Below are 14,664 nucleotides of genomic sequence, written 5' to 3' on the forward strand. Positions count from 1 at the left end.
CCGCATTCCTGATTGTCATTGCCCGCTTGCGCATGAACACTCCTCGCCACGGTTGCCTTCAAATACTCGTGATTGCCGCGTTGTTGCTCGGCAGCGGAACGGTGCATGCCGCACGGGACAAGGCGCTCGATAAAGCCCTGGATCTCGCGCAGGCGGCGCTCGCCGCAAAAGACTACAAGAAGGCTTATGCCTTGTACCTGCGTCAGAACGAACGCAGCGGTCTGGCGCAGTTCGTGGTGGGCATGTTTTATCAGGAAGGCTGGGGCCGCCCACGCGATCCGGCAGTAGCTTGCGGCTGGTTCGAAAAAGCCGCACAACGCAAAGTGCCGACCGCCGAAAACAACTGGGCCGACTGCCTGGCGCAAGGCATTGGCCGCCCACCGGACATTCCCTCCGCCCTGAAGTGGTATGAACTGGCTGCGCAGCACGGGCATCTGCTGTCTGCCTGCAACGCTGCCGACTATTACATCCAGGGCAAGGGAGTGCCCCAGGATGTGCAGCGCGGCATCGACCTCTGCACATCAGTCGCGCAAGCTTCCTCGCCTCCGGCCATGCTCCGGCTGGCAGACTATTATGAGCAAGGCAACTTCGTGCAGCAGGACTTGCCGCGTGCACGCGCCTGGTATCAGGAGGCCGCCGCCCTCAATAACGCCGAGGCGCAATATCATCTCGGCGTAATGCTGGCGCAGGGCGAAGGCGGCCCGGCCGACCTGCAGGCCGGCGTGTTCTGGTTGGAAACGGCTGCCGGCGCCGGCTATGTGCCGGCCTACCTGCCCACAGCCCTGCTGTATGCAAAACTCCCTGTCGAACCTGATACCGGCATGTTGTCAGCCGAACATCTGGCCAAGGCGTATCTATGGAATAGCGCCGCCAAAGCCACGGTCACCGATGCCGCCGGGCGCGCGGCCATTGAGCGTCTCGACGGCATGATCGGCACCGTCATGCCGGCCGCCTGGCGGGCGCAGTTGGATCAACAGGTTGCCGCACATTTGGCCCAATATGCGCACTGACCTGCTCAAAAACTTGACTACAATACTTCAACACGCTCCTGACTCCATGAGCGCCGGCATCAACGTCACTTCGGGACTCTCGCCATGAACAGTACAGCCTCCCACCGCTCTCTCGATCCGCTCGTCATCGACGCGGCCAAACCGATCCGGGCGCGCCTGCAACGCACCCCGCATCGACTGGCGTTGGAACAACGCTTCATGTTCGACGGCGCCGCCGCGGTGGACGCCGCCCACGCCCATGCCGCCGCCGACACTGCCGCGCTAGCCAAGATTGCCGAAGTACCCGCCGCGGTCGAAGTGCGCGCTGCAGATCCGGGCAAGAACGACCAGAAGAAAGAAGTGGTCATTGTCGACACCTCGGTGGCCAACTATAAAACACTGGAAGCGAGCATTCGCGCAGGCGTAGGCATTGTCGAAATCGACGGCAGCAAGGACGGCCTGGCGCAAATCGCCAAATGGGCGGAGACGCAAAGCGGCTACGATTCGATCAGCATCCTGTCGCATGGCAGCGATGGTCAACTGCATCTGGGCACCACCACGCTCACCGATGCCAGCCTGTCGGACACCCAGGTCCAGGCCGAGCTGGCCGAATTGGGGCACTCCCTCAAAGCCGGCGGCGATTTGCTGCTGTACGGCTGCAATATTGCTGAAAACCAGGATGGCCAGACCTTCGTCAATGACCTGTCCAAAGCGACCGGCGCCGATGTCGCCGCCTCCAGCGACGCCACCGGCAGCGCCTCCCTGGGCGGTGACTGGACGCTGGAATACCACACCGGCACGATCGACGCCACCACGCTGGCGGCAAGCGATTATCAAGGCCTCCTGACCAGCACAACATTTGATTTTGAAACCGTAACGCAAGGCACAATCAGCAAAACAATCACACAGACAATTGGCTCGGACACGATGGTCATCACCTCGACCGATGCCAATATGCTGGTCGACACCGAGACCTTTGCTTTTGGATCGGACGTGCCGAATGCTTCCGGTGTGGTGATGGCAACGGGAGAAGGCGGTCTCTATACCGAGTCGCAACTCACCCTCACCGTTGCCGGCGGAAAAACCTTTGACCTGACCTCATTCACGCTGGCGATTCTTGGCGGCGACGGCCAGACCATTACCCTCACCACGAGCAAGGGAAGTGAAACCTTCACGGCCAACTTCGTCGGCAATTCCTGGGTACTCAATCTGTCCTCGGCCACGCATCCGAGTTATTTCACCGGCGTGAGCAGTGTCTCGATCACCACCGCCGATCCCGCCCACGTCTTCGAATGGGGCTTCGACAACATCGTCCTCAGCAACATCACCGATCCCAATGCACCGCCGACCACGACCGTGGCAACTGCCGCCCTGCAGCACGATACAGGCGTTAGCGGCACCGACTTCATCACCAACGTTGCCGGCCAGACTATCAGCGGCACCCTGTCGGCCAACCTGGTCACGGGCGAATCGGTTCAGGTCTCGTTCGATGGCGGCGCCAACTGGGTTACCGCCACGAGTACGGTCGGCTCCAACGCCTGGTCCGTCAACACCACGCTGTCCGGCAGCAATACTTTCGAAGCCCGCGTGACCAACAGCAATGGCAGCAGCACCGCCTACACGCACACTTATGCACTCGATACCACAGCACCGTCCGTCACCTTCAGCAACCCGGCGTTGTCGAACGATACCGGCAGCAGCAGCACCGATTTCATCACCAACAACCCTGCCCAGACCATCACCGCCACGCTCAGCGCCGCACCGGCGGGCAGCGATGTCGTCTATGGCTCGCTCGACAACGGCACCACCTGGACCGATATCACCAGCAAAGTTTCCGGCACCACGCTGACCTGGAACGGCGTCACGCTGACGAGCAGCAACACGCTCCTGCTCAAGGTGCAGGATGCCGCCGGCAACGACGGCACGGCCACCAGCCATGCCTATACGCTCGACACCACCGCACCCGCCACCAGCGTCGCCAGCGCCGCCTTTTCCAACGACAGCGGCACATCCGCCAGCGACTTCATCACCAGCACGGCGGCGCAAACCGTCAGCGGCACCCTGTCGGCCAACCTTGCCAGCGGTGAAACCGTGTATGTCTCGCTCAACAACGGCGCCACCTGGACTGCCGCCACCGCTGCCGTCGGCGCCAACACCTGGACGCTGGCTGGCGTCACCCTGACGGGTAGCGACACGCTGAGGGTCAGGGTCAGCGACGCGGCAGGCAATAATGGCGCCGCGCTGGTGCAAGCCTATGTCCTCGACACCACCGCGCCGTCGATCTCCTTCAGCAATGTGGCGCTGTCGGCCGACACCGGCGCCAGCAGCACCGACTTCATCACCAAAACCCCCGCGCAGACCGTCACGGCAACTCTCAGCACGACGCTGGCCGGCGGCGACATCGTCTACGGTTCGCTCGACAACGGCGCCTCCTGGACCAATATCACCAGCAAGGTTTCTGGCACCACGTTGACGTGGAACGGCATCACGCTGACCGGCAGCAACACCTTGATGCTGCGCGTCACCGACGCGGCCGGCAATGACGGGACCGTCAACAGCCATGCCTATACGCTCGATACCAGCGCCCCGGCCACGCCCGGCACGCCGGTGCTCAGCAGCGCCAGCGATAGCGGCGTATCGAACAGCGACGGCATTACCAACGACACCACGCCGACTTTCACCGGCAGCGCCGAGAGCGGCAGCACCGTCAGCATCTTCGATGGCGCCACCTTCCTCGGCACCACGATAGCAAGCGGCGGCGGCTGGACCTTCACCTCCGGCGCGCTGGCCAACGGCAGCCACACCATCACCGCCACGGCCACCGACAGCGCCGGCAACGTCTCGGCCGCCTCCGGCGCATTGAGCATCTCGACCGACGACGTCGCGCCTTCCACGATCTCGGTCTCGGTGCCGGCCAATGGCACCTATTACAGCGGCCAGTCGCTCGACTTCACCGTCAATTTCAACGAGGCGGTCATCGTCGACACCACCGGCGGCACCCCGCGCATCGCGATGGTGGTCGGCGCGACCACCCGCTACGCCAGCTATGTCTCGGGATCAGGCACCAGTACGCTAACGTTCCGTTATGTGGTGTCCAGCGGCGACAACGACAGCAACGGCGTCACCGTCGGCGCGCTCTCGGCCAACGGCGGCAACCTGAGAGATACCGCCGGCAACAGCGCCGTACTGACTCTCAACAGCGTCGGAAGCACCGCGGGGGTGAACGTCGACGGCTCCCAGCCCAGCATCACCACCGTCACCTCGAGCACCGCCGACGGCGCCTACAGCAGCGGCCAGACCGTCACCATCGCAGTCAGTTTCAGCAGCGCGGTCACCGTCGACACCAGCGGCGGCACGCCGACATTGGCCCTCGACAGCGGCGGCACCGCCACGTATACAGGCGGTTCGGGCAGCAACACGCTGACCTTCACCTACACGGTCGCCAACAGTCAGAACAGCGCCGACCTCGACTACAGCTCATCCGGCGCGCTGACGCTCAACGGCAGCACCATCGTGGAAACCGGCGGCGCCCATCAGGCCGCTTCGTTGACGCTGGCGACGCCGGGCACCGCCGGTTCGCTCGGCGCCAACAAAGACATTGTCATCGACACCACCGCCCCCACCACCAGCATCGCCAGCGCCGCCTTTTCCAACGACAGCGGCACGTCCGCCAGCGACTTCATCACCAGCACGGCGGCGCAAACCGTCAGCGGCACCCTGTCGGCCAACCTTGCCAGCGGCGAAACCGTGTATGTCTCGCTCGACAACGGCGCCACCTGGACGGCCGCCACCGCCGCCGTCGGCGCCAACACCTGGACGCTGGCCGGCGTCACCCTGGCGGGCAGCAACACGCTGAAGGTCAGGGTCACCGACACGGCAGGCAATAGCGGCACCGTCCTGACGCAAGCATACGTCCTCGATACCACCGCGCCGACGATCTCCTTCAGCAATGTGGCGCTGTCGGCCGACACCGGCGCCAGCAGCACCGACTTCATTACCAAGACTGCCACGCAGACCGTCACGGCAACCCTCAGCTCAGCTCCGGCTGGTACCGACATCGTCTACGGTTCGCTCGACAACGGCGCCACCTGGACCAATATCACCAGCAAGGTTTCAGGCACCACGCTGACGTGGAACGGCATCACGCTGACCGGCAGCAGTACGCTGATGCTGCGCGTCACCGACGCGGCCGGCAATGACGGGACCGTCAACAGCCATGCCTACACGCTTGATACCACGCCTCCCACAACGACAATCAGCAATGTGGCGCTGTCGGCCGACACCGGCGCCAGCAACACCGACTTCATTACCAATACCGCCGCGCAGACCATCAGCGCCACACTCAGCAACGCCCCGGCCGGCTCCGACATCGTGTACGGCTCGCTCGACAACGGCGCCACCTGGACCAATATCACCGGCAAGGTTGCGGGCACGACGCTCACGTGGGATGGCGTCACCTTGCTTGGCGGCAGCAACACGCTCCTGCTCAAGGTGCAGGATGTCGCCGGCAACGACGGCGCCGTCGCCAGCAAAGCCTATACGCTGGAGGTCGTCGCGCCGGTCGTAACTACTCCCACTCCTACCCTGTTGCCGACCAACCCGCCGCCGGTGAACGTCATGGCTTTTCCGGACGCGCCGACGCCGGTGACCGCTCCGCTCGGTCTGGGGCCCGCCGATACGCCGAATCCCCCCTCGCTGACATTCTTGCCGGTCGACTCGCCGTTGGGTATTCCCCGGATATTGGCTGGGGCTGACGCGCCCTTGGCGACATCGCGCCTGTTTTCATCAGACACCCCCGGCGAACGAAGCACCCAGTTGACCTCCCCATCCGTCCCCGGCGGCTATCGGGTGGTGGTGCTCGGCTCAACGGGAGCCGGCGACGCGCTGCAGGTCAATGCACCGATCGGCGATGTCGCCTTCAGGGCTGGAGAGCGGCTTTCCTTTCAGGTGCCGGCCGATGCTTTCGGTCACACCAATCCGGATGCCGTGGTGACGTTGTCGGCCACCGCCGCCGACGGCCGCCCCTTGCCTAACTGGCTGTCCTTCTCCGCCAGGACCGGCACCTTCACCGGTCAGGTGCCTGCGGGCATGCGCGGCGAGATCAACATCCGCGTGGTGGCGCGCGACAGCCAGGGACATGAAGCGGTGCAGATTCTGAAGATTCGCGTAGGCGAAGTGCGGGCGCAAAGCGCTCAGCAACGCTTGCTCCCGGGCGAATGGCCGGGGTCGGAAAAGCCGCAGATCGTTGCAGGCCGCAGCAGCCTGAGCGAGCAACTGCATGCTTCCCGCAACGGCGGCGCAGATCGCCTGGCGGCGCTCGCACGTAGCGTCAAGGCGGTGCTGACGGGACATGCATGAGCAACGCGGACCGGCCTGACCATCCGCCTTCGCCGCTGCTGACCCTGATCGATCTGGGCCATCGCGCCCGGAGCGCCGCCAACGCGGACGAGTTGGCATTTCTGCTGGTGAACGACACGCACCGCCTGCTGCCGTACCGGCAAAGCGCCCTGTGGTTTGCCGAAGGCGGCATACGCTGCCTCTCCGGCGTTGTTCAGGTGGAAGCGAATGCGCCTTATGTGCAATGGCTCAACCGGCTTTGCCAGGCGTTGCCGCCGGCCGACGACGCGCCCAAGGCCAGCATCGTGGAATATGACGCCTTGCCTGCCGAGCTGGCGGCGCAATGGGATGAATGGTTGCCGCGCCAGGTGCTGTGGATCAGCTTGCCCACCAGCGCCAGGCATCCGGGCAGTGTCGCCGGCGGCCTGCTGCTGGCCGGCGATGCCGGACTGACCGATACCGCATTTTATCCATTGCTGGAAGAGTGGCTGCACATCTGGCGCCACGCCTGGCTGGCGCAGTTTCGCCCGCGCCCCTGGTCGCTTGCGCTATGGCGCGAAAAAGCCGCTGCATGGTGGCACGGCGCAAGCCCCCGTCCCTGGTGGCGGCGGCGCCCGTTGCAGATCGCGGTGGCGGTCATTGCGTTGCTGCTGTGCCCCGTCCGGCTCACGGTGCTGGCGCCGGGCGAGTTGGTGCCGGCGCAGCCGGCAGTCATCCGCGCGCCGCTCGACGGCGTCATTGCACAGTTCTATGTGCAACCCAATGCCGTGGTCAAGGCCGGGCAACCGTTGTTCAGCTTCGACGAAGCGCCGCTCACCAGTCGCCTGGACGTCGCCCGCTACGCACTGTCTACGGCCCAAACGGAATACCGGCAACAAGCGCAAATGGCGGTGTCGGACAACAAATCGAAGGGACAACTGGCCATGTCGCTGGGCAAGATAGGCGAAAAGCAGGCCGATGCCGACTATCTGGAAAGCCAGTTTCAGCGCGCCCATGTCATCGCGCCGCAGGACGGCATGGTGCTGTTCGACGATCCCTCCGAATGGATCGGCCGGCCGGTGCAGACCGGCGAACGGATCATGAAGATCGCCGCACCTCAGGATATGGAAATCGAAGCGTGGATCCCCGTCGGCGACGCCATCCCGCTGCCGGACGCCGCCACGGTCAGCCTGTATCTGGCGGCAACGCCGTTCGATGCGCTCGGCGGCCAGGTGCGCTATCTTGGCCACGACGCCCTGCCCCGGCCGGACGGCAATTATGCCTATCGTCTGCGCGCCCGGCTGGATGGCGCAAGCACGCAACGCGTCGGCCTCAAAGGCACGGTCAAGGTACAGGGCTCCTGGGTGCCGCTGGTGTATTGGGTGCTGAGACGCCCGCTGGCGCTGATCCGCCAAGTCATCGCCTATTGAACCGCGGCGCATGACTCCCGACCTGCCTCCTTTGCGCGAAGAATTGTCGTTGATGCCCGGGCCGCCGCTGGTCGGAGGCCAACCGAGCTGGACCCTGCATGACCCGGTACGCAATCTGTTCTTCCAGATCGACTGGAGCGGCTTTGAAATACTCAGTCGCTGGGCGCTCGGCCAACCGGCCGCCATCGTCGACGAAGTCAATGCGCAAACGGCGCTGCAGATCGGCCCTGAAGATGTCCAGGACCTGGCCCTGTTCCTCCAGCAAAACCAGTTGTTGCGCCCCGCCGTCGGCGCTGCGCCGCTGCTGGCGGACATGCGCGGCAAGCAGCGCAAAAGCTGGGGAGAATGGCTGTTGCATAATTACCTGTTCCTGCGCTTGCCGCTGGTGCGGCCCGATCGCTGGCTGTCGCGCTGGAGTCCGCGCCTGAACTTTTTCTATAGCAAGCTATTCTTTCGCCTGACGCTGGCCGCCGCACTGCTGGGCTTGTTGGGCGTGTACCGGCAATGGGAACAGTTTGCCGGCACGCTGGTCGATCATTTCACCTGGCAAGGGTTGGCCGCCTACGGGGCCACGTTGATTGCCATCAAGACGCTGCACGAGCTGGGCCACGGCTTCACCGCCAAACGCCACGGCTGCCGGGTGCCCAGCATGGGCGTGGCGCTGCTGGTGCTATGGCCGGTGGCCTATACCGACACCAACGAAGTCTGGAAGCTCAGCGAACGCCGCCAGCGCCTCGAAATAGCCGGCGCCGGCATCGCCACCGAACTCATCATCGCAGCCTGGGCCACCCTGGCATGGGTGGTGCTGCCGGACGGCTTGCCGCGTGCGATTGCTTTTCTGCTGTCGACCACCACCTGGATTTCCACGCTGCTCATCAATGCCAGCCCTTTCATGCGCTTCGACGGCTACTTCCTGCTCTCCGATTACCTGCAAATCCCCAATCTGCACAGCCGCTCCTTTGCGCTGGCGCGCTGGGATCTGCGCGAGCGTCTGTTCGCCGTCAATGAACCGGTGCCGGAACATCTGCCGCAGCGTTTGCATAAAGGGATGGTGCTGTTCGCGTGGGCCGTGTGGATCTACCGGCTGACGGTATTTCTTGGCGTCGCCGCGCTGGTCTACCATTTTTTCATCAAGGCGGCGGGGATTTTCCTGTTCATGATCGAGATCGGCTGGTTCGTGCTGATGCCGCTGCGGCAGGAATTGCTGGCATGGCGCCAGCGCTGGCCACAGATCCGCCAGCGACGACGCTATCGGCGCAGCGCCATTGCGGCGATCGTGCTGATGCTGATCTTTGCGCTGCCCTGGCCCACGCGCATCACGACATCCGGCATGCTCCAGCCCGTCCGGCAACTGGAACTCTACGCCCCCTCTCACGCGCAGATCGGCGCACTGCCGGCGACGAACGGCAGCACAGTTGCGGCAGAGGCGCCGCTGCTGGTCATGAAATCACCCGACCTGATCCGACGCAACCAGCAAAACGAGGCGCGGCAAGAACAACTGTCGTGGCAGTCGAACTCCGCCAGCTTCGACGTCGAGGCACGCAAAAACTGGCAATTGCTCAATGAGCAACTGGCGTCGACCGAGGCCGAACAAGCGACCGTCGACGCCGACATGAAACGCTACCAACCGGTCGCGCCCTACGCGGGCAAGCTGGAAGACCTTGATCCCGACCTGCGCCCCGGCCAGTGGCTCAGCCAGGGCGAGTCGCTGGGCCGCCTGATCGGCGATGGTCCCTGGCAGGTCGTGACGTATGTCGACGAAGACGACATTCACCGCCTCGCGCCGGGCGACCGCGCCGTTTTCATCGCCGACGGACTGGCCGGCCCCAATCTCCATCTGGAACTGCTCAACATTGACAAGAACGCCAGTCCGACGCTCAGCGAAGGTCCGCTGGCCAGCATGTTCGGCGGGCACGTTGCCGTCAGAGAGAAAAAAGGAATTCTCTATCCGGAGCGCGCTATCTACCGCGTGGTCTTGAGCGTCCGTTCCGATGGCCCGATCACGCAACATAGCTGGCGCGGACGCGTCACCTTCGCCGCCCGCTGGGAAGCGCCGGGACTGCGGTTCCTGAAAACCGCAGTGGCCGTGTTCTGGCGCGAGGCAGGATTCTAGGGCCTGTTCATTACAAAAACCGCGGTCTGCTCCAGAATTTCCAGAATGGCTGCTTCGCGGGGCGGGAATCGCTCTGCTCATCCTCGTCGTTCGCATGGGCCATCTTGTACAGCAGCGGCAAGACCAGAAGGGTCAGAATGGTCGACGACAGGATGCCGCCGATGACCACCGTTGCCAAGGGACGTTGCACTTCCGCTCCGGTGCCAGTGGCCAAAGCCATCGGCACAAAGCCCAAGGACGCCACCAATGCCGTCATCAACACGGGACGCAATCGCGTCATCGCGCCTTCGTGAATGGCCTCGCCCAGGGTCCGGCCTTCCTCGCGCAGTCCGCGGATGAATGCAATCATGACCAACCCGTTAAGCACTGCAACGCCGGACAAGGCAATGAAACCGACCGCAGCCGAAATAGACATCGGAATGCCGCGCAAGGACAATGCAAGAATGCCGCCGGTTAACGCAAACGGTATGCCGGTGAAGACCAGAAGACCGTCCTTGACATTGTTGAACATGGCAAACAACAGCACAAACACCAATAGCAGCGCAACCGGCACCACGATTTGCAAACGCCTGGCGGCTGATTGCAGATTCTCGAACTGACCGCCCCATGTCGTCCAATAGCCGGCCGGAATTCTGACTTGCTGCTGAATCTGTTGCTCGGCATCGGCAACGAATGATCCCAGGTCGCGTCCGCGGACGTTCGCGCTGACGACAATACGGCGCTTGCCATTTTCCCGACTGACCTGATTGGGGCCCGGCGCGATGTCCATCTCGGCGATTTCCGACAGGGGGATGTAGCTGGTCTTGGTCGCGTTTGCCGCCAGCGGCAATGCGATCGGCAACCGTTTCATCGCCTCGATGTCGTTACGTGTCTGCTCAGGCAATCTGACGATGATGTCGAAACGGCGATCTCCCTGGAACAAGGCGCCGGCTTCCTTGCCGCCGATTGCCGTGGCCAGCGTATCCTGCACATCTGCGATATTGAGCCCATAGCGTGCAGCCTTTTCCCGATTGATATTGACAGTCAACATCGGCAAACCGGTGGTTTGCTCTATTTTGACTTCGGTGGCGCCGGGGATTTTTTCCAATACCGACGAGATCTTGGCGGCATTGTCATTCAATACCGTCATGTCGTCGCCAAAGATCTTGACCGCAACGTCGCTACGCACGCCGGAAATCAACTCGTTGAAACGCAACTGGATGGGTTGCGAAAATTCATAGCTGTTGCCCGGGATTTTCGCAACAGTCTCCTGAATCGCCTCCATCAGTTCGGCCTGCGTCTTCTTCGGTTCCGGCCATTGATCCAGAGGCTTGAGCATGATGTAGCCATCCGAAATATTCGGCGGCATCGGATCCGATGCCACTTCAGCAGTGCCGGTCCGCGCAAATACCCGTTCTATTTCCGGGAATTTCTGTTTTAGCGTGCGCTCGATCTGCTGTTGCATGGCAATCGATTGCGTCAGGCTGGTGCCCGGTATACGCAGCGCTTGCACGGCCAGATCGCCTTCGTTAAGGCTTGGCACAAACTCACTCCCCATGCGCGAGCCGATCACGGCGCACAGTACGATCAAGGCACCGGCGAAAGTCAGGACAACGGGCTTATTCACCATCGCCTTGCGCAGAAGCGGCTCATAAGCGCGTTTTGCCGCGCGCATCAAACCGTTTTCCTTCTCCGCCACTTTTTCGCCGATAAACAAGGCAATCGCTGCGGGAATGAAGGTGACCGACAGGATCATTGCCCCGAGAAGCGCCGCGACAACCGTGAATGCCATCGGCTGGAACATCTTGCCTTCGACGCCAGTCAACGCGAACATCGGCAAGTAGACGATCATGATGATGAGTTGCCCGAAAAGCAGCGGCCGACGGGCCTCCCTGGACGCGGCAAATACCTCATGGAAGCGTTCGGTGCGTGTCAAGGGACGGCCATGATGTTCCTGCGCGTGAGCGAGTCGCCGTACGCAGTTCTCCACAATCACCACGGCGCCGTCAATGATGATGCCGAAGTCCAGCGCGCCGAGACTCAGCAAATTCGCGCTGACATGGTTGGCGACCATCCCCGTGAAAGTGAAGAGCATGGCAAGCGGAATCACGGTCGCCGTAATCAAGGCTGCACGAATATTCCCCAAGAAGACGAACAACACGGCAATGACCAGAATCGCGCCCTCGATAAGATTTTTCTTGACGGTATCAATGGCCTTGTCGACCAGGACAGTTCGATCGTAGACGGTGACGGCGTTGATTCCCTCCGGCAGCGAACGATTGATCTCCGCCATTTTCTTGTCGACGGCCTGTGAAACGGTGCGGCTGTTCTCACCGATCAACATGAAGACGGTGCCAAGGACCACTTCCCGGCCATTTTCGGTTGCTGCGCCGGTGCGCAGTTCCCGGCCGATGCCGACCTGGGCGACGTCGGTGATGCGAATCGGCACCCCCTGAACGCTGCCCAGAATGATGTTGCCGATGTCCTCGACCGAACCGACCTGGCCGGGCGCACGAATCAGATACTGCTCGCCGCGGCGTTCAATATAGCCGGCGCCGACGTTGCCATTGTTTTTCTCCAGCGCGGCGGCGACGGATTGCAATGTCAGGCCATACGAGGCGAGTTTTTCGGGAGAAGGCGCAACATGGTATTCCTTGGCATAACCTCCGATGGAATTGATCTCGGTCACCCCCGGCACGTTGCGCAGTTGCGGCTTGATGATCCAGTCCTGGATCTCGCGCAAATCTGCGGGCGTATATTCGGAACCGTCCGGTTTTCTGGCGCCGTCCCGGGCTTCGACCGTCCAAAGATAAATTTCACCAAGGCCGGTCGAAATCGGCCCCATTCCCGGATCGATTCCCGGAGGCAACTTGCTGCGCGCCTCCTGAATGCGTTCATTGACCAGTTGGCGCGCGAAATAGATATCGGTGCCGTCTTTGAAGATCACCGTGATCTGCGACAGACCGTAGCGGGACAAGGAGCGCGTCTGCTCCAGATTCGGCAAGCCGGACATGACCGTCTCGATCGGATAGCTGATGCGCTGCTCGGTCTCCAGCGGAGAATAACCGGGGGCAGCGGTGTTGATCTGCACCTGGACATTGGTGATGTCGGGTACCGCGTCGATCGGCAGTTTCTGGTAACTATAGACGCCGTAGGCGGCCATCCCAAAAACCGCAAGCAGGACCAGCCATCGGTGCTCGATGGCGAATCGAATGATGCGTTCAAACATGATTGTGATCTCTCTCGGTGAGTGCCAATTTAATGTGCGTGTTCCGCGCTGCCTTTGCCCAGTTCCGCCTTGATCGCAAAACTGCCGTCGGCGGCATAAGGCATGCCCGCCTTCATGCCCTCCTTGATCTCAACCTGCTTGCCGTCGGTACGCCCCAAGGCGACCTCTTGCGCCATGAAGCCGCCAGGAATCCGCACGAACACGATGTTCTTTCCATCGATGCTCTGGACGGCTTCTGCAGAAATGGCGACAGGCACTTCCGTCTGGTCGGAGATGACTTCCACGTTTACAAAAAGACCGGGACGCCATGCATTTGACGGGTTTTGCAATACCACATGCGCCTTCGCGCTACGCGTCTGCTCGCCCAACAGGGAGCCGACATAACTGATCTTGCCGGTTGCCGACGATTCAAAGGCGGTGGCCTTGACGATGGCTTTCTCGCCGACCTTGACGGTGTTCATGTCCTTGGGGGTGACAATGATTTCGGCCCAGACAGTCGACAGGTCGGAGACCATGAAGATATTGGCGTCTTCCTTGACGGACTCGCCAAGACTCAGATGCTTCTCGACCACGACGCCATCGAACGGCGCCCGGACCTCATATCGGTTCAAGCCGCCTGTGGAGACGCCTGCTCCGACAGCGCGCAGTTTTTGCTGAGTATTGCGTGCGGCGATCTCTGCTTCGTGCAAGGCTTGTTGTGCTTGCAGGTAGTCTTGTTCCGCAGAGATCTTTTCTTCCCAGAGCGTCTTCTCGCGCACATAAGTCGACCGCGCCAGAGCAAGACGTTGCTGGGCATTCAGTTGCTCGCTGCGCAGTTCGGAAATGGCGCTGCTGCTGATGACTGCCAGGACCTGGCCTTTCTTGACCATTTGTCCCAGATTCGCGCTCACGGAATCGACCACGCCTGCGACCTGCGGCACGACGTGGGCAGTGCGATCTTCATTGAAGCGGATCTCTCCCGGCAATTGCAAGCCGCTGTTCAATCGTACTCCTGCGGCGGTTTTAATCTTGATGCCGGCTGCCGCGATCTGATCGGCCGTCAGCTCGACCTTGCCTTCTTCCTTCGAGAACGTGAATGCCAGCTTCCTTCCATTGGCAACCACTTCAAAATTGATGTCGAACAGATGCGGCTCTTCTATGCTTGCGGCACTACGGAAAGCATCTTTGGTCACCTCAAGAGGAATCTTCTCTTTCTCTTGCAGCGGCCTGGCCAATACGGCCGTCAACTGAACAGATTGAGGAAGCACGGGTTTTCCATTTTCCAGGGGATAGACGACCAACCTGGCGCCGTCACTGTCTTCGGCAAGCACCACCTCGATAGCATTCGCGCCTTCGGCCAACAACGCACCGCCATGCGGACCTTTGGCGGAGGTCGTCTTATGGTGTTCGTCATCGCCGTGCTCGTCCTTATCTTTATGGTCCGATGCTTCGGCGGCGCCGTGATGTTCGCCATCTTTATGGGCTTTTTCTTCCTGGTGTCCCTGCGCCGGTTCGCCGGCTCCCTCACCGGCCGAGTCCTTCCCGCCCGTCGTCAATACCAGACCTGACAACAATGCGGTGACGATGACAATGGCGGCAATCGCTATTTTCTGTTTCTTATCCATGATT

At 61.9% G+C, this 14,664-nt stretch carries 6 protein-coding genes; 4 read left to right on the forward strand and 2 right to left on the reverse strand.

Annotation, left to right across the window (positions count from 1 at the left end; translation table 11 throughout):
* Positions 1-32 precede the first annotated feature (32 nt).
* From RV1423_RS05900 to RV1423_RS05915, 4 genes are all read left to right on the forward strand, one after another.
* Positions 33-1,010, forward strand: a complete 978-nt coding sequence (locus RV1423_RS05900; RefSeq protein WP_034294230.1) for a tetratricopeptide repeat protein — start codon at positions 33-35, stop codon at positions 1,008-1,010.
* 84 nt (positions 1,011-1,094) lie between these two features.
* Positions 1,095-6,347 carry an Ig-like domain-containing protein gene (locus tag RV1423_RS05905; protein ID WP_034294232.1) on the forward strand — a complete coding sequence of 1,751 codons (5,253 nt, stop codon included), beginning with the start codon at positions 1,095-1,097 and terminating at the stop codon, positions 6,345-6,347.
* Complete coding sequence (locus RV1423_RS05910; protein ID WP_034294234.1) at positions 6,344-7,735, forward strand: efflux RND transporter periplasmic adaptor subunit; 1,392 nt, start codon at positions 6,344-6,346, stop codon at positions 7,733-7,735. The genes RV1423_RS05905 and RV1423_RS05910 overlap by 4 nt, the downstream gene beginning before the upstream one ends.
* A 10-nt stretch (positions 7,736-7,745) precedes the next feature.
* Entirely contained in the window at positions 7,746-9,848 is a 2,103-nt protein-coding gene (locus tag RV1423_RS05915) for a site-2 protease family protein (protein ID WP_197034882.1), read from the forward strand.
* Positions 9,849-9,858: 10 nt separating this feature from the next.
* Here the strand turns inward: RV1423_RS05915 and RV1423_RS05920 are convergent, their stop codons facing one another.
* On the reverse strand, positions 9,859-13,056 hold the full coding sequence (locus RV1423_RS05920; protein ID WP_034294236.1) for a CusA/CzcA family heavy metal efflux RND transporter: 3,198 nt from the start codon (positions 13,054-13,056) through the stop codon (positions 9,859-9,861).
* Positions 13,057-13,085: 29 nt separating this feature from the next.
* Positions 13,086-14,660 (reverse strand): efflux RND transporter periplasmic adaptor subunit, encoded by a 1,575-nt coding sequence (locus RV1423_RS05925; RefSeq protein WP_034294238.1) that lies wholly within the window; start codon positions 14,658-14,660, stop codon positions 13,086-13,088.
* Positions 14,661-14,664: the final 4 nt, after the last annotated feature.

The organism is Herbaspirillum sp. RV1423, assembly GCF_000577615.1.
Classification (GTDB): Bacteria; Pseudomonadota; Gammaproteobacteria; order Burkholderiales; family Burkholderiaceae_D; genus Herbaspirillum.

Excerpts from the sequence above, each read along its gene's own strand:
- RV1423_RS05900 (WP_034294230.1), top strand. The coding sequence starts at position 33 with ATGAACACTCCTCGCCACGGTTGCCTTCAAATACTCGTGATTGCCGCG.
- RV1423_RS05920 (WP_034294236.1), bottom strand. The coding sequence starts at position 13,056 with ATGTTTGAACGCATCATTCGATTCGCCATCGAGCACCGATGGCTGGTC.
- RV1423_RS05915 (WP_197034882.1), top strand. The coding sequence starts at position 7,746 with ATGACTCCCGACCTGCCTCCTTTGCGCGAAGAATTGTCGTTGATGCCC.
- RV1423_RS05910 (WP_034294234.1), top strand. The coding sequence starts at position 6,344 with ATGAGCAACGCGGACCGGCCTGACCATCCGCCTTCGCCGCTGCTGACC.
- RV1423_RS05905 (WP_034294232.1), top strand. The coding sequence starts at position 1,095 with ATGAACAGTACAGCCTCCCACCGCTCTCTCGATCCGCTCGTCATCGAC.
- RV1423_RS05925 (WP_034294238.1), bottom strand. The coding sequence starts at position 14,660 with ATGGATAAGAAACAGAAAATAGCGATTGCCGCCATTGTCATCGTCACC.